General features: G+C 66.7%; 17 protein-coding genes. 5 read left to right on the top strand and 12 right to left on the bottom strand.

Annotated elements, in window-relative coordinates; translation table 11 throughout:
• Nucleotides 1-247 (top strand): mechanosensitive ion channel family protein (locus AAGA11_10315; protein MEM9603246.1); only part of this gene is annotated, 247 nt, incomplete at its 5' end.
• A 24-nt stretch (nucleotides 248-271) separates the two neighbouring features.
• Here the strand turns inward: AAGA11_10315 and AAGA11_10320 are convergent.
• Genes AAGA11_10320 through AAGA11_10330 form a run of 3 tightly spaced genes read right to left on the bottom strand, consistent with a single transcriptional unit; the run spans nucleotide 272 to nucleotide 1974 of the window.
• Nucleotides 272-820, bottom strand: a complete 549-nt coding sequence (locus AAGA11_10320) for a hypothetical protein (GenBank protein ID MEM9603247.1) — start codon at nucleotides 818-820, stop codon at nucleotides 272-274.
• 51 nt (nucleotides 821-871) lie between these two features.
• Nucleotides 872-1468 carry a ferric reductase-like transmembrane domain-containing protein gene (locus tag AAGA11_10325; GenBank protein ID MEM9603248.1) on the bottom strand — a complete coding sequence of 199 codons (597 nt, stop codon included), beginning with the start codon at nucleotides 1466-1468 and terminating at the stop codon, nucleotides 872-874.
• 17 nt (nucleotides 1469-1485) lie between these two features.
• Nucleotides 1486-1974, bottom strand: a complete 489-nt coding sequence (locus AAGA11_10330; GenBank protein ID MEM9603249.1) for a twin-arginine translocation pathway signal — start codon at nucleotides 1972-1974, stop codon at nucleotides 1486-1488.
• A gap of 281 nt (nucleotides 1975-2255) precedes the next feature.
• Between AAGA11_10330 and AAGA11_10335 the strand changes: the two genes are divergently transcribed.
• Entirely contained in the window at nucleotides 2256-5867 is a 3612-nt protein-coding gene (locus AAGA11_10335) for a hypothetical protein (protein ID MEM9603250.1), read from the top strand.
• Nucleotides 5868-5948: 81 nt separating this feature from the next.
• Nucleotides 5949-7118: an alpha-D-ribose 1-methylphosphonate 5-triphosphate diphosphatase gene (locus AAGA11_10340; GenBank protein ID MEM9603251.1), complete on the top strand. Its 1170-nt coding sequence runs from the start codon at nucleotides 5949-5951 to the stop codon at nucleotides 7116-7118.
• A 25-nt stretch (nucleotides 7119-7143) separates the two neighbouring features.
• Here AAGA11_10340 and AAGA11_10345 read toward each other — a convergent pair whose 3' ends face one another.
• Together AAGA11_10345 and AAGA11_10350 are read right to left on the bottom strand one after the other, a co-directional pair.
• Nucleotides 7144-7614 carry a BLUF domain-containing protein gene (locus tag AAGA11_10345; protein ID MEM9603252.1) on the bottom strand — a complete coding sequence of 157 codons (471 nt, stop codon included), beginning with the start codon at nucleotides 7612-7614 and terminating at the stop codon, nucleotides 7144-7146.
• A 404-nt stretch (nucleotides 7615-8018) separates the two neighbouring features.
• The gene (locus AAGA11_10350; GenBank protein ID MEM9603253.1) at nucleotides 8019-8504 is read right to left on the bottom strand and encodes a BLUF domain-containing protein; all 486 of its coding nucleotides are present in this window, start codon (nucleotides 8502-8504) and stop codon (nucleotides 8019-8021) included.
• 349 nt (nucleotides 8505-8853) lie between these two features.
• Here AAGA11_10350 and AAGA11_10355 point away from each other — a divergent pair, with 349 nt between their 5' ends.
• Nucleotides 8854-9480, top strand: coding sequence for a glutathione S-transferase family protein (locus AAGA11_10355; protein ID MEM9603254.1), 627 nt, complete (start codon nucleotides 8854-8856; stop codon nucleotides 9478-9480).
• Between the two features lie 39 nt (nucleotides 9481-9519).
• Here the strand turns inward: AAGA11_10355 and AAGA11_10360 are convergent, their stop codons facing one another.
• Together AAGA11_10360 and AAGA11_10365 are read right to left on the bottom strand one after the other, a co-directional pair.
• Nucleotides 9520-9963, bottom strand: a complete 444-nt coding sequence (locus AAGA11_10360; protein ID MEM9603255.1) for a GNAT family N-acetyltransferase — start codon at nucleotides 9961-9963, stop codon at nucleotides 9520-9522.
• A 40-nt stretch (nucleotides 9964-10003) separates the two neighbouring features.
• Nucleotides 10004-11533 carry an AMP-binding protein gene (locus tag AAGA11_10365; protein ID MEM9603256.1) on the bottom strand — a complete coding sequence of 510 codons (1530 nt, stop codon included), beginning with the start codon at nucleotides 11531-11533 and terminating at the stop codon, nucleotides 10004-10006.
• Between the two features lie 398 nt (nucleotides 11534-11931).
• On the opposite strand from AAGA11_10365, the gene AAGA11_10370 reads away from it, so the two are divergent.
• Nucleotides 11932-14061, top strand: a complete 2130-nt coding sequence (locus AAGA11_10370) for an EAL domain-containing protein (protein MEM9603257.1) — start codon at nucleotides 11932-11934, stop codon at nucleotides 14059-14061.
• Between the two features lie 84 nt (nucleotides 14062-14145).
• On the opposite strand, the gene AAGA11_10375 is transcribed toward AAGA11_10370, so the two are convergent.
• From AAGA11_10375 to AAGA11_10395, 5 genes are all read right to left on the bottom strand, one after another.
• Complete coding sequence (locus AAGA11_10375; GenBank protein MEM9603258.1) at nucleotides 14146-14442, bottom strand: hypothetical protein; 297 nt, start codon at nucleotides 14440-14442, stop codon at nucleotides 14146-14148.
• Between the two features lie 33 nt (nucleotides 14443-14475).
• Nucleotides 14476-15687, bottom strand: a complete 1212-nt coding sequence (locus AAGA11_10380) for a Gfo/Idh/MocA family oxidoreductase (protein MEM9603259.1) — start codon at nucleotides 15685-15687, stop codon at nucleotides 14476-14478.
• A gap of 8 nt (nucleotides 15688-15695) precedes the next feature.
• Nucleotides 15696-16352 carry a hypothetical protein gene (locus AAGA11_10385; protein MEM9603260.1) on the bottom strand — a complete coding sequence of 219 codons (657 nt, stop codon included), beginning with the start codon at nucleotides 16350-16352 and terminating at the stop codon, nucleotides 15696-15698.
• A 65-nt stretch (nucleotides 16353-16417) separates the two neighbouring features.
• Nucleotides 16418-17452: a hypothetical protein gene (locus AAGA11_10390; GenBank protein MEM9603261.1), complete on the bottom strand. Its 1035-nt coding sequence runs from the start codon at nucleotides 17450-17452 to the stop codon at nucleotides 16418-16420.
• Nucleotides 17453-17560: 108 nt separating this feature from the next.
• Nucleotides 17561-18514, bottom strand: a complete 954-nt coding sequence (locus AAGA11_10395; GenBank protein MEM9603262.1) for a glycosyl transferase family protein — start codon at nucleotides 18512-18514, stop codon at nucleotides 17561-17563.
• Nucleotides 18515-18517: the final 3 nt, after the last annotated feature.

The following is an 18517-nucleotide window of genomic DNA, read 5'->3' on the forward strand; positions in this document are numbered from 1 at the left end:
CGTGGTGCGTGGCAAGTTCATGGCGAAGCCCGGCCGTCAGTTCATGATCCGCAAGGAGGTGTACGTGCGGGTGCAGCAGGCCTTCGACGAAGCCGGGATTCCCTTCGCGCGCAAGCAGGTCATGGTGCACATCCCGGGGCTGGATGACCGCAACGCGCTCGACAACGCCGACCAACGCCGGATCGCCGCCGCCGCGGCAGACGCGGCGACACCACCGGCGCTGCCTGACGGCAGCAAGGGCGCCTGAGGTGCAACGACGGTCTCGGCGGCCTCAGTCGGCCGCCTGAGCGTGGGCGGCGCGCACCTGGCGCGCAACGGCCTCGACGTCGACCGCGCCGTGCGTGTCCACCTGCACGAGTGGACCGAGGCCGAGCGGGCCGAGCGCGGCCTGTTCGTGAAAGCTGCGCGCGAGCGCAGCGGTGTCCCGTTGCGCGTCACCGTGGCCCCGGTGGCGTCGACGGGCGCTGAAGCGCGCGAGTGCGACGTCGGGGTCGCAGTGGCAGTGCAGTTCGACGGTGGCGCCGGGCACGTTGCCTGACCAGCCGGTTGGTGTGCCTGACTCGGTGGCAGACCTCGGGTGCCGCCACCACGACACCAACACCGCATCGACGGGCTGCGATGCGAGCTCGATGAACGCCGTGTCGGCTTCGCGACTCAAGGCTGTTCGATCGGCAGGGCTGATCTCACCGTGGCGCGCAAACAGCGCCTCGAGGAAGCGGTCCTTGTCGTGACACCGCATGTTCAGCACCGTGGCGAGCGCCGTGCCGAGGGTCGATTTGCCGCTCGCAGGCAAGCCGGTCACCAGCACGCGTGTGATCACCTGAGGGCCTCCGGCTGCGGCGGGCCACGCCGAGCCTGCCGTGTGCCCGGATCAGTTGAGAGCACGGCGTACCGACCGGAACAGGACAGTGCCGGACGCGGCAGCCACCAACACGCAAAAGGCGATTTTCGACACCGTGCCCATGGTGCCCTCGATCAGCACCGCGTGTGTGACGGTGCCGGCGACTATCACCGTAGCCAGTGACCCGTGGCACAGCAGCCAGGTGCCTGGCCTGAGCCGCCAGCGTCGACGCAGCAGCGCGAGGCCGGCCGTGGCGAAGACAGCCCACATCGCGATCACGCCCCAGAGCGAGAACGGCGTCGGTGAGTCCAGCAACAGGGCGTCGACGACGTCGGGCGGGCTCGTGACCCAGAGCCCACCGACGTGCACGACCACGGCCAGCACCAGTGCCGCTCCGACGCCGCGGTGTGCGCGCTGGCTCAGCGGTGCGCTGAGGCCAGGCAGCAGCCGCCCGGCCAGCAGCGGTTGCACCAGCAGCAGGGCGAGAGCCAAAACGCCCGCGAAGCCCGCGAGCTGGTAGGTCGCGTCGCGCCACTGCAGCAGCGGGCTGGTCGCTGCCGCGAAGAGGGGCACACCGAGGGCGAGCGCGAGCGCCGACCAGCTGATCAGCAGGCGTGCGCGCGGCACCGGAGCGCGTCGAGTGCTCAGGCGGGTTCCAGCACGAAATGGGCGCTGAGGGTCGTGTCTGCGGCGCTCGGCATCACCGGCCGCAGGAACACTGTTTTGAAATCACCGCTGTCGTAAGCGAGGTGGCCATGCGGTTGCCCGAAGGCGGGCACGATCTGGGGCATCTCGAGGCGGAATTCGCCGTTCGCGTCGGTCAGGGTGGCCCCGTGGCTGTGGGGATCCCGCTCGTGGCCCTCGGTGGTGTGGGCCCAGATCTGGATGCGCTGGCCGGCGAGCGGGACGCCGTCCCCCGCGCGGCGCACGGTGCCGGTCATCCAGAAGCCGCCGCCGCCGATGCGCTCGACGATCGGCGCGCCGGGACGGTAGTTGTTGGACCCACCGCGCATGGAGCGCGTGGGCTTCACGGCATCGGCCTGTGCGGCGGTGCCGAGGCCGGATGCCCCTGCGGCGATGGCTGTCCCCACTGTGGCCAGAAACGCGCGGCGGTCGGTACGGATTCGGTTCATTCGGCTGGCTCCGACTGGCGGCGCGCGGTGTGGCCGCGCGCCAAGACGTGTGTGTCACAGAGACTCGCACATCGGCCTGAAGTTGCACAGCTGCCGAGCCTGTCGCACCGCGCCGCGTTCGCCGCCATTGGGAACCCGACCAGCCGGCCACACTGTTCGTGTACATTGTCGCTGTTGGCAGCGCGGGCCCGGCCGTTGACCCGCCCCGGGAATCGGGTTTGAATGGCCGTGGGCTCCGCAGGCCGGGGTTGGTGTATTGATACAAGCCTGGAGTGACTTTGGTGGCGCTCGCGGGCGACGGCGGCGTGAAGTCGTGTGACAAGGAGCGTGACGACGACATGGTTGAAGACCCCAAGTATCTCCCCGTGCGACGCGGTGAGTACCCCTTTCCCTTGCTGGACGGGCCCGAGGAATCGCCGTACCTCACCTGGGTTCGCAACCACTCGAACTACATGGCGGTGCGCGGCCTGCTCGATTACATCCGGGCGGCCGGTGTGCTGTTGCGTGGCATCCTGGTCAACTTCCTGGTGCTGTTGCCCTACCTGCTGTTGTCGGGCCTCGCCGTGGCGATGGCGCACCTGTTTTTACCGACCTCATTCGACTTCACCGAGTACACGCTGATCGGTGCGCTGGTGTGCGTGCTGGTGTTTCCGCTGGTGTCGACGCTCTACCGCGTGGCACGACACCGGGTGCGTCTGAAAACCGGCAGCGACAGCTCGGTGGACACCCGAGACCGGTTCGAGCGGGTGTACGGAGGCATCCTGCTGATCATCGTCGCGGTGGCGTTGTTCGAGTCGCTGTCGGTGTTTCTGTTTCCGTTTCACCAGCTCATCTACGAGCGGGAGCTGGGGTGGTCGTTCGTGTCGGTCGGTGCCATTGCCACCGCGGCCTTTGCCGGCGCTGACAAACTGCTGAGCGTACTTGGCGGGTCAGCCGGCAAGATCGCGCTGTTCGCGATCGGTGTGCTCGGGCTGTTTCTGCCCCTGTTGGTCGTCCTGTTGGTGGCCGATTTCCTCGTGTTCAGCCCGCCGTCGGCGGACTGGAACAGCTGGCTGCTGACCCTGGCTCTGGTGGCACTGGGGCTGGTTGTGCTGACGTTCGTGCTCGGTGCCGTCACCCTGAGCTTCACCCTCCGCGATCTCGTCAAGCTGGTGTTGCTGTTGCTCGTGTGTTTTGGCCTCTTTGTCACCACGGTCTGGACGCACAGCATTGCCTCGTCGCAGAAGGCGCGTTTTGAGCAAGCCCTCGACGCTTCGCTGTTTGCGTTGGCGTATCCGCAGATGACCTCTGGCAGCGACCCGAGTACACAGCGCGATGAAACGCACTCGCTCGGTCAGGATGTCGGGCGCTTCATCGAGGCGACGGTGGCGCGTCCTGGCCCGCGCTTGCAGGCGTTGAGCGAAGCGGTGTGGTGGTACACGCTCGAGCTCGATCAACCGGTGTTTGACGACGACGCACCGCTCGACACCGAGCCGCCCGAGGTGCCCGGCCTGGAGGCCATCGATGTGCCTGAATACGCCTCCGTGCGGCTTCAGTCACTGGTGGCTGCGGCGTGGGAGGTGGTGACGCTGGCCAACCTCCAGGACGCGCTCGAGATGGATGAGGTGCTCGAGCTTGCTGATTCGCTCGAGCAGACGGATTTCGAAACGAACCCACTTGAGTTCGCGTTGGTGTGGGAAGTGGACGCCTTGACAACGCGACTGCAGAACATTGCCGCCGTGCTCGCAGCGGTGCAGTTCTCGGCCGACGATGCGGCGTTGACGGACTCTGCCGCCGACGCCGTGGCGGATGTTGTCGAACCGTTCAAGCCGGCGGTGTCGGCGGGGTTGATTCGCGCGCTGCTCACATCCGCTGATGTCGGTGACGGCACCTCTTCGCTCTCCCGACTGGCCGAACTCGACAACTACTTTGAGGCCATCGACGCGTACCTGTACGAGACCGGTGTCGACTGTTTCGAAGCACCGAACACGCCTGCGTGCGCGACGATGGTGTTTCCGACCGAGTTTCCCGGGTTGACCGGTGTGAGCCCGCTGACCTTCAACGAAATGCTGCTGAACGATTTCGAACCGCTGATGGCTGAAGCCCGTTCGGAGCTCTCTATCGCGGCCAACTACTCGAGGAGCCTGTACCCGGCCATTTACCGGACGCTCGAAGCGCGCGAAGCGCGTGCGACCGGGTTGATGGTCAAGGGCGCCTATCTGCTGATGTTCACGGCTCTGTTGTGGTTTCTGATGTGGTTGACCGTGGACGTCAACCAGACCTCCATCCACGGGCTCTACCGCGACCGCCTGGCGTCGGCCTTCCTGGTCGGTGAGGACGCCAACGGTGACATCGCCATCGAGAAAGACCTGGACCTCGACGAGATCGCCTGCCGCGAGGCCGGCTCGACGGCGCCGTACCATCTGATCAACGTTGCCCTGAACCTCCAGGGCAGCAAGGACATCTCGATCCGCGACCGCAAGAGCGATTTCTTCATCTTCAGCAAGCGCTTCACCGGCGGCGAGCGCACCGGGTATTGCCGCAGTGAATCGATGAACTACGTCTACCCGCAGATGGGCCTCGCCACGGCCATGGCGATTTCGGCCGCCGCGGCATCGCCGAACATGGGGCGTTCCACCAGCCCGGCGCTGGTCGCCATTCTCACCTTGTTGAATGTGCGCCTGGGCTATTGGATTCCGAACCCGGGTCGACTCGAGCAGTGGCTCGACAAGCACAAGGGCGAGGGCGACAAGAAAGGCGCGTACGATTTCAACGATGTCCTGCGCGAGGAGCTCGATGACATTGCCGCGCGCTGGGCGCAATACCCGGCGGGTGCGGTGCGTACCCTCGCAGCCGGCGCTGGCGAGCCGCACCGGCTGACCGTGGCCAACGGCGTGGTCGGGGTCGGCTTTTCCGGCGGCGGCATTCGCTCGGCGACGGTCAACCTCGGGATCACCCAGGCCTTGCACCACCATGGCGTGTTCGACCATATCGATTACATGTCAACGGTGTCCGGCGGCGGGTATCTGGGGTCGAGCCTCAGTGCCTTGATGCGCGGCAAGACCCCGACTGCGTGCAAGATCACCGGCGAGGTCACCCTGAGTGAAACCGACGACGGCCAGCAGGTCATCTCGATCGTGCCGCAGTCGGGCGATCCGGTGCGTTACCAGTTCGCGCCCGACGCGACGGCGGCGGTTCGGCACGGCGAGAAGATCAAGCCGGGCTACCGCCTGATCAACCTCGGGCCGCCACCGAACAAGGAACAGAGCTCGCTGAACACGCTCTTCAGCTGGCGCGTGCGACCGCGCGCGCTGATGCGCGAGTTGCTCGGCAAACTCAACGAGACGCACCGCTGGGTCAACGTGTCTGACGGCGGGCACATCGAGAACCTGGCCGGCATCGAGCTGTTGCGGCGCCGCTGTAAATTCATCATCTTGGGCGACGGTGAGGCAGACCCGCAGCACCACTTCAACGGCCTCGCAACCCTGATTCGCCTGGCGCGCATCGACCTCGGCGTCACGATCGACATCGACCTCGCCCCGTTGCGGCTCGACGCCGATGGCCATGCGACGGCCCACTGGGCGATCGGCGATGTCCACTACCCCGGTGATGCCGAGCCGGGGCGGTTGTTGTATTTGAAGTCGTCGCTGACCGGCGACGAGGACGAAGTGATCCGCGAGTACCGCCACGGGCACAGCAGCTTCCCGCACCAGTCGACCGCGGATCAGTTCTTCGGCGAAGGCCAGTTCGAGGCCTACCGCAGCCTCGGCCAGCACATCGCCGAGCACGCGCTGAGCCACCTTCAGCCGGACAGACAGCCAGACGAACGCCTGAGTTTCGCGGCCTTTGAGGCGTGGTTTTCGGCGTTGCAAGCCGTGGCCGGCAAACCCGATAACGGCTCGGTCGACGTCTGACACCGTGGGTGCTGTCCGCGGGCACTGCAGCGCCCAGGTGATTGTGTCTCGTGGCGTGGCGCTCAGCAGCGTGCGGGAACCATGACGATCGGTGAGCCCGGCTGGGTGCTGCACGCGGGCGCGGTGCTCGATGGCGACAGATTCCACGACCGGCCATTGCACTTCGGGACAGGGCGCGTTGTGGACACCCCGGTCGCGCCCGCGGCCGCGCGTGCATTCGACGCGGCTGGGTTGCTGATTGTGCCCGGTATGGTCGACGTGCACGGCGACGCCTTCGAGCGCAACATCGCGCCTCGGCCAGGTGTGACCTTCGATCTCGGTGCGGCGTTGATCGAGACCGACCGACAACTGGTCGCGAACGGCATCACCACGGCGTACCTCGCCGTGACCGTGTCCTGGGAGCCGGGCTTGCGCAGCCTCGCGACGGCGGTCGAGCTGATGCACGCACTCGAGCGTGTCCGACCGAGCTTGATTGTCGACCTGCGTGTGCAGATCAGGTGGGAAATCACCGCGACGGAAGCCGTTGACTCCGTGTGCAGGTGGTTGTCGACACAACCGACACCCACGCTCGCGTTCAATGATCACTTCACCACACTCCTCGGCAACCCGCGCGAGGTTGCCAAACTGCCGCTGTACGCGGCGCGAAGTGGACTGTCGCCGGGGGCGTACCGTGCGCAGTTGAAGCGGGTGATCTCGCAAGGCGACGCCATCGACCGGGCGGTCAAGCGCATCGCCAACGTCGCTCGAACCCGCGGCGTGCCGATGTTCGCCCACGACGAGACCTCGATTGACATGCGACGGCACTACCGGGCTTTGGGCGTGGCGGTGTGCGAGTTTCCGCTGACCGTCGACACGGCGCGTGAGGCCCGCGCTCACGGCGAGGCAGTGGTGTTGGGTGCGCCCAACGTCGTGCGCGGTGGCAGCCACACCGGTGCGGTGCACGCCGGCGGTGCCATTGCCGACGGCCTGTGCACCGTGCTGTCAACGGACTACCACTACCCGGCGCTGTTCGGCGCGGCAGCGACGTTGGCGGGCAACGACCTCGCACGCCTCGCCGAGGCGTGGGCGCTGGTGTCCCGCAATGCCGCAGTGGCGGTGGGCCTGTCAGACCGGGGGACGCTGGCGTTGGGCCAGCGCGCTGACGCCATTGCCTTGAACTGGACAGCACATGGTCCGTCGATCAACGCGGTGTTCGTGCGGGGTCGGCCGGTGTTCCTGAGTGAGCCTGAGCGCGTTCAGCGAACGCTGTAGTCCGCCTGGCGCGGCCCTCGCTCTTTCAGTGAATGGTGCTGGTGCGCTCGATGCTCTCGACGCATTCGCCGGCTTTGTGCAAGCCCGATATACGCGACAACGTGCCCTGCAGCGCGGTGGTCCAGCGTGCCTTCTCGACCAGCCGTGGCGACCGCCCGCCGATGGGTTCGGCGATGGCTTTCTCAAGCGAGGTTTCGGGCAGAGAACCCCAATGCACGTAGCGCATGCGCCAATGCGGGAACCGGCGTGTGCGCAGTTCAGGTTCCTCGAAAGTCTGTATTACGCTGTGGCGGTCGTCTGAGTGGATCCTGTCCATGATGCGTGAGACGCGGGTGTCCGGTCCCTCGATGTACTGGAAAAAGTAGGTGTTGTAGAAGCACAGGTAGCCGGTGACATCAAAGACTTCGTTCTGCACCGCCGACACGTGGGCTATCTCCCAGGCACGCGTGTCGTTGAGCTCGATCGCTGCGCTGCTGTAATACAAGATCGCTTTCATGGTCGCCCCGCGTGAGTGTGGGGAAGGGGGCCGCGAACCGACTGCGGTTGACGCGCGCAGTCCCACTGGACCGTTTTGGCCCGATGGCGTGACCGCCAGGGTGCGCCTCGACACCCACCGTGTACCAACGGCTCACGCTATTGGTATCGTTGCACCAAAAAGGTACACCATCGCAGACGCGTGTACACAACACTTTTTGCCACTACGTGGATGCCCTCATGCGATTCGGCTCGGAATGCGACAGGCACGTGGTGCGCGCTCGGTTGTCTGGTCTGACAGGTTGGCTCGGGCTGTGAACCGCCGTGTTGGTGACTGATCAATTTGGGGTATCCAGCCCCTGCGAGACGGCGTGTGAGCGTGCTCGGCCCGCTCTGTTGTGTGGCGGTGAACACCCGCTGAGCGGGCTACGGCGTTGGATGGGTGACCGGGCCCCTGGCCGACTCGATCACTGCGGCGGGCTCGAGCAGCGACGCCGAGTCGCCCAGTTGCGCCAGTGTGAGCTTCAGCGCAGAGGACAACACCGCGACGTTGTGCGGCGTGTGTCGCACCGTGTCGAAGCTGACCTGCATCAGGTGCTCGAGTCGGGTGTCCGGCGCCTCGCCCGACGCCACAACCTGCATGCTCCAATCCGGAAAGCGACGGTGCTCCAGCCCGTGCTCTTCGCGTGTGCACAGCACGCGGTGGCGTGCGTCCTCCCGGATGTGGATCAGCAGCGCGTCGACGGTGGCGCTGTCACCTTCCAGGTACTGAAAGAACAGGCCATCCTGCGCACTCAGGTAGCCGGTGACACCGCAGCCGTGATTGCGGGCAGCGGAAACACGGGCGATGTCCCAGGCGATCTGCATGTCCAGCGTGCCGCGTGCCTGACTGAAATACGCTAGGGCCTTCACGTGAGCGTCCTTGTGTCCTGGCCTCGCGGCCTTGTTGTCAACGGCCGGAACACCCGTGGCCGCCCTGTGGCTGTGCAGCACGGCATCGGCCTGCGGACCACGCGGACTCGGGTGCTACCGACAAAAAACCTAGCACAGCAGTTCAGCACAGTGGTTGATGGGTCAACCTTGAACTTCAGTGCGTCAGGGTTCGAAGCCACGCCACGCACGTCTGCACGTGCCCCAAGCACACTGCGTTGACCCGGCGACGCCGGTGCCGTGATGGACCCTGCGTCCGTGAGGAAAGCCGCGACGCGGCGGCCAGCCTGCGGTACTGTCAGTGGACTGAACCCTCGCCGGAGTCCGTTACGTGTACCAGCTGTTCTACGCCCCGCACAGCGCAGCGATGGGCGTGCGTGTACTGCTCGAGGAGATCGGTGTGCCGTACACCCTGATCGAGTCGACCATTGACATGGGCCAGCCGCGGCCGGCCGAGCAACTCGCCTTGAACCCGAACGGCTGGGTGCCGGTGTTGGTCTGGGACGGGGGCGCGATGTACGAGGGGGCGGCGATCTCGGTATTCTTGTGTGACCGACACGCCGAGTCGGCCCTGGCGCCGGCCGCCGAAGACCCGGGCCGAGCGCGCTTTCTGCAAACCCTGGTGTATTTTGCAAGTTCGGTACAGAACGCCTTTCAGCTGACCTACTACCCGGAGCGCTTTGTCGACACCGGCGCGGACGAAGCGAGCGCCGTGCGACGCGGCTGCCGCCGGCTGCGTGAAACCTGGACGGTCGTCGACGACCAGATCGGTGACGGGCCTTGGGTGCTGGGCGAGCGTTTCAGTGCAGCGGACATCTACCTGTACATGCTGACCACGTGGTTCTCTGAGGCGAAGGGACATCCGTCGCTTGGCGACTTCCCGAACGTGCGGCGTGTGGCAACGGCGGTCGGTGACCGTCCCGCGGTGCGTGCCGTGTACGACGACACGGCGGCCTGACACGGGGTGCAGACGCGTGGGCTGTGCCACACAGCGCGGTCACAGCGCCTTGTCGTACAGGTGCAGCCAGCGACCGGCAAAGCGCTCCCGGCCAACGCGTCGGTAGCCGTGTTTCTCGTAGAGGTGGATGCCGAGTCGATTGTTGTCGAAAACGTCCAGCCAGATGCGCTCAACCCCGCCCTCGTGGCGGCAATGCGCCTCCATCAATGCCAAGGATGGCTGGCCCACGCCGCGCGCGGCACGGTCCACGAGGATCCGACGTAACTCGATGCTGCTCGAACCCGCCGGACGCGCGAGGATGAGGTAGCCGCAGAGGCGGTGCGGAGCGCGGTCGATGGCGAGGTAGTCGACGCCTGGCTCAGCGAACTGGCGCCTGTGCCCAGCGAGGCCCGTCTGCAACACAAACGGGCGCGCGTGTGCCTGCCGGTCCATCGCGTCACACGTGGCCAGTTCGTCCTCGTGCAGGGGTCTGAGTGTGATCACGGCGGGCAACCGGGGCGTAACGACGCGCGGGACGGGTGCGTCACAGTGTAGCGAGCTTGCCCTTCTCGGGTTTGCCGGTGACAGTGCGCGGGAAATCGTCAAGAAAGGCGACCTGCGCGGGCACCATGAACCGCGCCATCCGCGCGGCGCAGTGGGCGGTGATCTGAGCGGCGTCGAGCGCGGTGCCGGGTTTGCGGATCACGAACAGCTTCACCACCTCCTCGCCGAGATCACTCGGCACGCCGATCGCTGCACAGTCCTCGACCTCGGGGTGGGACAGTGCGCCTTCCTCGACTTCGTAGGCGGACACCATCTCACCTTTGACGCGAATGCGCTCGCTCATGCGGTGCAGGAAGTAGACGTGGCCTGCCTCGTCTTGCTTGCAGACATCCCCGGTGTGGAACCAGAGGTTGCGTCGGCTCTCGAGTGTACGTTCGGGCATGCCGAAGTAGCCGTCCGACATCACCCCGGGTTCGCGCGGGCGCACGACCAATTCCCCAGCGGTGCCGGCGGGCACCGGGTCATCTCTGTCGTCGTGGATTGCCACTTCGAAGTGGGGCAGCACCACGCCGCCCGGATGATCCCACTGCGGCACCACCACCCAGCCGGCGTCGGTCGAGCCGTAGCCGCCGCCCGGAATCAGGTGCAGCCCGAAGCGCGCATCGAAGTCGGCCTTGGGGACCGGTGCGGGTGTGCTCCAGCAGCGCGTGACGCGGTGCGCGCGCTCCTCCGGGCAAGGTGGGTGTGCCCAGAGCAGTTGCTGAATCGAGCCGAGCATCATGAACCAGGTCACCCCAAAGCGCTGCACCTCCGGCCAGAAGTTCGACACGCTGAACCGCTGGCGCATCACCACGCGACCGCCGGTCATGAGCGTGGGCAGGATGTCGTAGTAGGCCGGCCCGATGTGGCACAGCGGGTAGGGCGTATAGACGCAATCCTCAGGTGTGATCCGAAACGGGTCGATCATGTTCTCGGCCGTGCGCACGGCATAGCGGTGCGACAACAAACAGCCTTTTGATACGCCGGTGGTACCGGAGGTGAACAGGATGGTTGCGGTGTCGGTGTCCATCGCGGGCGACACGATGTGCTCGTCGCAGTCCGACAACAGGCTACCGAAGGGTACGACACGCCAACGGGAAAACCGCTCCTGAGCTGCCTCGGCGCCGTCGAGCATCACCAGGGTGCGGATGTGTGGCAGGCGGTCGCTGACCGCCTCGAGGGCAGCGAGGTGCGCAGCCGACGTGAACAGGATGGTTGCCTCGGTCTGGTCGATCATGCGCTGCAGCGCATCGCCGCGCATCGCGGGGTTGATCGACACCTCGACGGTGTTGAGCTTCTTCAACGCGTAGGTGGTCGCAAGGTACTCGGCGCTGTTCTCGAGGATCAGCGCGACATGGGCGATGTCGTGGCCGAGGTGCTCGCGCAGGCCGTGGGCGATGCGGTTGGTCAGCGATTCGAAGGCCCGGTAGCTGAGGGTCGCACCGGTTTCTGCAATGGTCAGAATCGGCCTGTCGCCGTGCGCGTGGGCGCAGCGGTGCAGCAGCTCGCCAAGTGTGATTCTGAGTGGCATGGTGGGCACAGAGAGGCAATGCAAGCCGCGAGACAATAGCAGGGCCGCCCCCGAACGCAACAGTTCGAATGCGATCCCGAGGTGTTTATCGAAGACAAACGCCGGGTTTTCTTGTACGCGCTTTGGCGTGCCCGCCAGGTGTCTCGCTGGCAGGCCAACGGCCCTACACGCTCCGGGCCGGTTCCAGGCGTCGTTGTCTCGGTTGGTGCCGGCTGTTGGCATGACCCGGTGGACTGCAGCAATGCTGGAGCAGCCAGCGTGAACGCGGGTGCAGCGCTGAGTCGGGTTTGGCGGGTCGGTTCGGCCTGACGGGCCGCGGCACCGCTCTGCAAAGCGAGCACTTCAGGAATCTCACTGGCACACGCTACACCTTACTGGGCAGCCACACTTCTCAGACTATGGATGCTGGGTCCGCGACAGGCATACGACACAGCTCGTTCTGGGTGATCGCGCTGGTGCCCGTCACGCTGGTGGCGTCGCTGATGGGCGCGGTGTGGTGGGTGCTCTCGCAGGCGCAAGACGACCTCATTACCTCGGAGGCGCTGCGGACCGCCGATGTGGTGTCACAGCAAACCGTCAAAGCACGTGCTGTCTACTCCGACATCGCTGTCGACAAGCTCGCACTGGATGGCTTTGGTGCGTCAGAGTTTGCGGAGGCGCAGCTTGGACATATCCCGTTGCCTGCCCAATACCTCAAGGCGCTGGCCAAGCGGAGCCAGTCGGACGGTGACGCGCTGTACGAGATGGCCCTGATCAGCCGCTGGAATCTCGGTGAGGGTCAAGGTCTCAACGACGACTTTCAACGCTGGGCTTGGCAATCGCTGTCCTCACAGCGCGATCCTGAGCACGAAGGCGCCACGGATTGGCAACCGGTATGGCGCGTGGAACCGCTCGATGGCGTGCCGACCCTTCGCTTTGTCCGTGCAGACCCTGCGGTCAGCGCGTCTTGTGTGAATTGCCACAACGCACTTGAAAACCAGGACCGCATTGTCGCCATGCGCACCGCGTCCGGCGAGACGCCGCGGATGCCGTGGGTCGAAGACGACCTGATGGGTGCGCTGGAGGTGCGGGTCCCGCTCGGTGGGGTAACGGCACTCGCACGTTCGCAAGCCTCGGCAGCTGCGCTGATACTCGGTGCGATACTGCTGTTCGGCACGGCGATGTTCATGCTCATCATCCGCCGTGACCGTGCACAATCGCGGCGACAGACGCGCGAGCTGATTCGCCAGGCGCACAGCGACCCGTTGACCGGTCTCCCTAACCGGCTGCGCCTCGAGACCGAGCTCAACACCTTGCTCGGCAAGTCCCATGGCCAGCACGCGCTGCTGAGCCTGGACCTCAACGAATTCAAGCAGATCAACGACACCATCGGGCACCACGCCGGTGACCGCGTACTCAAAGTGCTCAGCAAGCGCTTGTTGCGGGTCATCGGGCAGAAGGGCGTGGTGGCGCGCATGGGAGGGGACGAGTTCGTGGTGCTGTTGCCCGACCAGACACGCGCCGACGCCGAACGCGTCGCCCACGCCATCAACACGGTGTTTGAAGACGCGGTGGTGGTGGACGGTGTGCGCATTGCCTGTGGCACGAGCATCGGCATCGCACTCGCTCCCGAGCACGCCAACGACCCGGTGGAACTCAGCCGCTGCGTCGACATTGCGATGTACGAGGCGAAGGTCAACCGCTTGCCGTTTGCGGTGTATTCGCGTCAGCGCGACGAGCACGACCCCAAGGCCCTGTCGATGGCCGATGATTTCCGCCGCGCGTTGCGGGAGAACGAGCTCGAGTTGTTCTTTCAGCCGCAGTACGACATCAAGTGCTGCCAGATGGTGGGGGCCGAAGCGCTGGTCCGCTGGCACCACCCGCAGCACGGGCAGGTCGACCCCGAGCGGATTGTCGAGCTCGCCGAGCAGAACGGCCTGGTGTCGGCGTTCACCGACTGGATGCTGAACACCGCCTTGCATTTTGCCAAGGTGTGGCGCATGAACGGTTTCGAGCTGTCGGTCTCGGTGAACGTGACGTCGGCCGACCTGCACGACCTGACACTGGTCGAGCGGGTGATGCGCGCATTGGAGCGGTACCGCCTGCCGCCCGAGACACTGACGCTCGAGGTCACCGAGAGCTCGATGATGAAAGACCCGATCTTCGCCAATGACCTGCTCTGCTCGCTCGCGCGGCGGGGTGTGAAGGTGGCGGTCGACGACTATGGCACCGGCTACTGCTCGATGTCCTACATCACCCAGCTGCCGGTCAGCGAGCTTAAGCTCGACCGGTCCTTCTGCATCAACCTGTTCGAAGAGCGCAAGGGTGGGGTGTTGGTGTCGGCGACCATTGGCCTCGCCCATGCGCTCGGTCTGACCATCGTCGCCGAAGGGGTCGAAGACGTGCAGACGCTGGAATACCTCTCCAAGCACGGCTGCGATATCGTCCAGGGTTTCTTCTTCTCAAAGCCGGTGCCGGCGGAACTCCTGTCCGAGCGCTTGCCGCGGATCTACCAGTACGGCGACGAGCCCTTCGCCAAGGTGGCGTGAGCCCGACACGTGCCCAGCAGCGTTGCCAGGCCGTCTCGAGGCATGCTTGTATTTCCGATTCCAGCCGAGCCGGTGCAGGCAGGTTCAGGATGGCCCGGCTTGCTCAATGGCGCGGGACGCGACCGCCATGTCCTCCCGGCTGCGCCGGCTCGCCCCTTCGAGCGTGAGGGACTCCCGCTGGAGCCGTTGCTCGGCACCGACCAGCACCGGCTGTCGTTCGCTGAACAGCGTGTCGAGCTCTGCCGCGCGTTGCCGCGCACGCGCGAGCGTGTCGCTCAGCGATGCCAGCGCCGCTTCTGCGGCGCCGAGTGCCGCGTCGACTGAATTGCAAGCCGCGCGGTGTCCCCGTGGGACGGTGCGGTCTCCTCGCCGAGCGTACACAGGTTGCCCGGGGCAACCGACAGCCTGAATGGGTCAGTCGTTCGGTGCGGGGCGCGCCGTGGCCAGCCAGGTGCCGCCGTTTCGGTGCGACCGGAGTGCCGCATCGACAAAGCCCACACCGACGCAGCCGTCGGTGACGCTCGGGTAGGCAAGGACCTCGGGCGGGACCGCGGTGCGGTCGAGGCGGGCGGCGACGGCCAGCGCAAACTCGGTGTAGAGGTTCGCCCAGGCCTCGATCAGGCCCTCGGGGAAACCGCGTCCGGTGCGCACGTGCGCTTCGACGGCCGGTGCAACCCCGTGCCCGTGGCCACGTGTGATGACCTGGTCAGGCTCGCCAAAGCGGGTGTGCCTCAGGCGCTCGCTGTGTTCGAGGTCCCACTCGAGACCGCCCTCGCTGCCGAACACGCGCAGCCTCAAGCCGCCGCGGTTGCCCGGTGCAAGGCGGGTGGCGATCAGCGTGCCGGGCACCGTGTCGGCAAAGCACGTGTTCATGAAGACCGTGTCCTCGAGCGGTTTCGGGTGGCCGCAGACGTGAAAATCGGCGCGCAGGTGGGTGAGGGTTAAGCCGCTGACAAACTCGGCGAGGTGGGCCGCGTGGGTGCCGATGTCGCCGCAGCAGCTCGTCTCGCCGGCCTGTGCCGGGTCGAGCCGCCACTGCACGTGCGGGGCGTCGTGGGATGCGGCCGAAACCATCCAGTCCTGCAGGAACTCGACGTGGATCTGGTTGATGCGGCCGAGCGCGCCGGCGCGGACCAACTCGCGTGCCTGGCGCACCATGGCGAAGCACGACATCACGTAGCCCACCGCGAACACGCGGCCGGTCGCCGCTGTCAGGGCCACCAGGTCTGCCGCCTCATCGACCGTGTTGGTCAGCGGTTTGTCGCAGAGCACGTCGACGCCGGCGTTCAGGAACGCCGTCGCCGCCGCGGCGTGCAGGTGGTTGGGCGTGGTGATCATGACAGCGTCCACGCCATCGCTGCGTGCCGCCTCGGCCTGCGCCATGGCGCTGAAGTCGGTGTAGCAGCGGTCCGCCGGCAGGTGCCAGTCGCGGCCGCGCGCGACTGCACGATCCGGGTCGGAGGACAAGGCGCCAGCGACGATGTCCCAGCGGTCGGTCAGGCGCGCGGCCATGGCCTGGGTCTGCGCGATACGGCCGCCGCCGACCACACCGAGGCGAAGGCGACGGGCTTGCGCGGGGAACCGGGTGCCGTCGAGCGGGCCGAGCAGAATCGGGGTGTCGGTCATGGCGGTGCTCAGGCCGGGAAGGTCGCGCCGGGCGGCAGCAGTTCGACGGCCATGAAAATGCTCGGTGTCACGGTCTCGTACTGGTGCCACGGGTAGTTGCCCTCGGCGTCGTACATCGGGCGGTGCGTCTGCCCGGGTGCCAGCATCTCCTCGAGGTAGAGCGTGTCGGTGTCGCGCGCCCGGCACTGCTGCATCTTGCCGACGCCGACGATCTGGGTGTGCACCTCGCGGAAACCCGGCACGGCACAAAAGGGGTGGTCGCGGTGCAGTCCGACGTTCAGTGGCACCGAGGCCGAGTGGTACATGCTCAGGCCGAGGTTGCCGGTGCGCGCCTTGGGCGACAAGTAGTGTTCGACGCCGCGCAGGCGCTCTTCGCCGCGCACGTCAAAGGCCAACGGCCACTGTGTCCGCACCGCAGCGAACAGCGCGGCGTCGTCGCCGTGCGCATCAAAGCGGTCGATCACCACGGCACGCTCGACCTGCTCGAGCGCGGCGTCGACAACGATCGCCGACTGCAGCGTGGCCAGGGATTGCGCCTCGATGTGCAGCGCCGTGTCGGCGAGGTTGACGACGATGGCGCGGCCGGCCACGTCGAAGCGCTCGACCGCGTCGAGCAGCGTGACGCCGAAAAAGGGTTCGGCGAAATCGAGTGTGGAGCGGGGCATGGTGTGGGCGAGCAAACGGCTTTGCGTCGGCCCAGTGTACACCCGGGTGACCGGGCACGGTCGTGTCAGTCGAACGCGTCTGGCAGGCGCCAGGGTTGCACGGCGTCGGCCAGGCACTGGCTCTTGCCGCGCAGCTCGGCTTCGCTGAACACGTGCTCGCCGAGCTCCGTGCGCGCGTTGGCGATCCGGCGCGCAGCCATGCCCCGCGCGCGCGCGCTGTCGTTGAAATCCACTTGCCGGATGACCGCTTCGAGCGGGCTGTCGAGTCGAATCACTTCGTAGTAGCCACCGAACAAGCCGAACGCGGTGGTGGCGCAGGCGGACACGGCGCTCTCGTTGCAGTGGTCTCGGCAGAGCCGCGCGAGCGGGGCTGCGACCGGGGTCGAGAGCACCCAGTCGGCGATGGCGTGGGCGTCCGGTGTTTCGAGCCAGCCGTGCGGCAACTGGTCACCTCCCTGGTAGCCGTGGTCGGCAAAGGTGTTGGCAATCTGCGGCAGGATCTCCTGGTTGCGCTGCGCTGCGAAGGCAATCACCGCGTTGCCCGAGATGCGCTGGAAGGCCGTCGCGCCGGTGTTGAGGCCGGCCGGGGCGTGGCGAAAGCCGAACACGTAGGGTTGCAGCTCGTGGTCGGGGGGCAGCGCCTCGAGCAGGGCGTGGCGATCCGCGTCGTCGCCGTCCACGGCAATCTTGCGGATCAGGTGCTCGGCAGCCTCGGGTTCGCCGGCCTCGATCAAGGCGGTGACGCCCGCGGGGTTGAGGCCGAGTGCGGTTGCCGCCTGCAGCTGAACCGCCAGTGGGTTGCCGCGGTCGGCTTCGAAGGTGATCCAGCTCGGCGCGAACTGGCTGCCGCGCCGCGGCGCGCGGAACAGCGCAAGCCAGTCCTCGCGGCTCAGTTTGCGCAGACCGGGCTGGGGCGCGCGGTCGGTGATTTCGATGCGGCCGAGCAGCAGGCGCGCGGCACGGTTGCCGCTGTGGGCCAACTGGCGAAGCGTGGTCAGGCTGCCGTCGTCGTCGGCCAGCCAGCCGGACACGGCTGCGATCAGGGTGGGGTCGTCCCGTCCCTGCAGGCTCTCACTCGCGGCGGCGGCACTGAGGGCCACGCACACCACGCCGGCCACCGTCTGCCAAACACGCTGACTTCCCCTTGGCACGCGCCGCCTCCCCGCCGCTCCGAGGTAGTACCCAGTGTACTGTATGGTAGGCGAAGACTACGCGTTTCGGCTGTGCCAGACCGTGCGAGCCCAGTCGAGTGCGGTGTCGGCGTCGTCGCCGGCCTCGCCGTGCCGCACCGCGGCCAGGGTCGCAATCACGGCCTGCTCGGCGTAGGCGTGTGGGGCGCCGTCCCAGACCCGCTGCAGGGTGTCGGGTGCGTCGAGTGCGCCGCGATCCCACTGGCCGGTGGCGGGCAGGGTGATCTCGGAGGCGACGCCCGCGCGGGCACAGCGCAACACCACAGGTCGCTCGGGCCGCACTTCGGCCTCGCCGCCCTCGCCGCGAAACGCGAGCACCGCCGGGGCACGGTCGAGCACGGCGGTGTCCTGGTGGATCACATCGAAGTTGCGGTGAAACACGCCGTGCACGCTGAGTGGCGCGGACAGCGGGTTCAGCATCCGCGCAACGGTGTGCAGCGGCACCCGCAATCCGAGGGTCTGCTGCAGCATGAGCAGCGACGACAGGGTCGGACTGAACGCCTGCAGAGGCACGTAGCTCAGGTGGTGTTCGGCGAGGTGCGATTGGGCCTCGGCCAGCGAGCCCGCCAGCGGGATGCCAAGTGCGGGCAGCGCGTGTTCGGTGTACAAGCGGGTTGGTGTCGGTCCGACCTGGCCGTGCAGCAGCACCCGGACACCCTGCTGCGCCAGTGCCTTGACTGCGAGCAGGTACCACGGCAGGTGACGACGCTTGCCGGCGTAGCAGCCCCAGTCGATGTCGGGTCGGATGCCGTCGGGCACGCGCAGGCGGGCGCGCACGGCGTCGGTGAACCCGGCCGCCTCGTCCGGGGTTTCCTCGCGCACGCGGATCAGCACGAAAAAGGCCCCGATCTGCACGTCACAACAGTGGCCGTCGAGCACCATGCCGAGCGCGTCCCGCGCTTCGTCTCGGGTCAGCGAACGCGAGCCGCGGCGGCCCTTGCCGATGATTCGCAGGTAGTCGGTGAACGTCACAGC

The organism is Pseudomonadota bacterium (assembly GCA_039196715.1).
Taxonomy (GTDB): Bacteria; Pseudomonadota; Gammaproteobacteria; order CALCKW01; family CALCKW01; genus CALCKW01.

What these genes read in the sequence shown, in the direction of transcription:
- AAGA11_10330 (MEM9603249.1), bottom strand. Translation starts at nt 1,974, where the DNA reads ATGAACCGAATCCGTACCGACCGCCGCGCGTTTCTGGCCACAGTGGGG.
- AAGA11_10340 (MEM9603251.1), top strand. Translation starts at nt 5,949, where the DNA reads ATGACGATCGGTGAGCCCGGCTGGGTGCTGCACGCGGGCGCGGTGCTC.
- AAGA11_10345 (MEM9603252.1), bottom strand. Translation starts at nt 7,614, where the DNA reads ATGAAAGCGATCTTGTATTACAGCAGCGCAGCGATCGAGCTCAACGAC.
- AAGA11_10365 (MEM9603256.1), bottom strand. Translation starts at nt 11,533, where the DNA reads ATGCCACTCAGAATCACACTTGGCGAGCTGCTGCACCGCTGCGCCCAC.
- AAGA11_10370 (MEM9603257.1), top strand. Translation starts at nt 11,932, where the DNA reads ATGGATGCTGGGTCCGCGACAGGCATACGACACAGCTCGTTCTGGGTG.
- AAGA11_10380 (MEM9603259.1), bottom strand. Translation starts at nt 15,687, where the DNA reads ATGACCGACACCCCGATTCTGCTCGGCCCGCTCGACGGCACCCGGTTC.
- AAGA11_10385 (MEM9603260.1), bottom strand. Translation starts at nt 16,352, where the DNA reads ATGCCCCGCTCCACACTCGATTTCGCCGAACCCTTTTTCGGCGTCACG.